Origin of the sequence: Janthinobacterium sp. AD80, assembly GCF_002878455.1 — a bacterium.
In the GTDB taxonomy this organism is placed as follows: domain Bacteria; phylum Pseudomonadota; class Gammaproteobacteria; order Burkholderiales; family Burkholderiaceae_D; genus Janthinobacterium.
In genome coordinates this window covers 1-1,028 of record NZ_NRDQ01000323.1, presented here as the reverse complement: position 1 = coordinate 1,028, position 1,028 = coordinate 1, and the positions used below count along the sequence as shown (strand labels likewise).

Annotated in this window: 1 protein-coding gene; it reads left to right on the top strand. The window is 71.9% G+C overall.

The features are described 5' to 3' along the window. The coding region (locus tag JaAD80_RS31100) for a hypothetical protein (RefSeq protein WP_180979659.1) at positions 1-1,028 on the top strand (1,028 nt) is incomplete at both ends.

Below are 1,028 nucleotides of genomic sequence, written 5' to 3'. Positions count from 1 at the left end.
CTGTTCGGCATTGCCGGCTACCGGGGCCTGGCCGCCGCCGTGGTGCTGCTTGGCGCCACCTTCGTGCTGGCGACGCAGCCGCTGCCGTGTCGGCTGGCGCCAGCCTGCCTGCTGTGCGCGCTGGCCATGCAAGGCGTGCTGGCCGGCATCTGGCCGGACTTTACCGGCGCGCCCGGCTGGCTGAAAGCCCCGTATGCGCTGTTCCTGCTGTCGGCCGTGCTGCTGTCGGCCCTGCTGCTGCGCGGCCCCCTGTGGCCGGCTGCCCGCGCGGCGGCAGCGGCAACGCCGGCCAGGCTGGGGCTGGCCATGATGGCGTGGGTCATGCTCGCGTGCAATGCCGTCTGGATAGGCTGGCACTGGGCCGGCACGCCGGCCCTGCTGCCGGCCGCCCTGGCGGTGCTGCTGGCCACGGTGATGCTGGGCAACGGCCGTCTGCGCCCGCCATTGTGGCAGCTGGGGCGCCACAGCCTCGGTGTCGCGGGCACGGCCGGCATGCTGCTGTTGCTGGCCATCCCCGTCTCGGCCAGCTATTACGCCAACGAACGCTTCGCCAGCAGCGCCGGCGACTTGCAGGGCCGCCTGCGCCACTGGCAGCAAGTGATGTCGATGCGCCCGCCCGACATGGCCACCAGCCTGTTCGGCATGGGCAGCGGCACCTTTCCCGCCACCTATTACTGGCATAACCCGCTGCGCGAGGTGCCCGCCAGCATCCGCTATGCCAGCGAAGGGGGCGACCAATATGTGCGCCTGGCCAGTCCCGGCTACAGCGCCGGCTATGGCGAGCTGCTGCGCCTGCTGCAGCGTGTACCCGTGCGTCCGGATACGCGCTACCTGCTGTCGCTCGACGCGCGCCGCGCCGGGGCCATGCCCCTGCTGCAAGTGCGGCTGTGCCAGCGCCAGTTACTATATGCACAGAACTGCGTCATTGCGCCGCTGCGCCTGCGCGCCGTCCCGCCTGCCGCACCAGCCACAACAGCAACGCCAGCAACGCCAGTCGCGCCCGCCGCACTGGCGCGCGCGGGGCATCC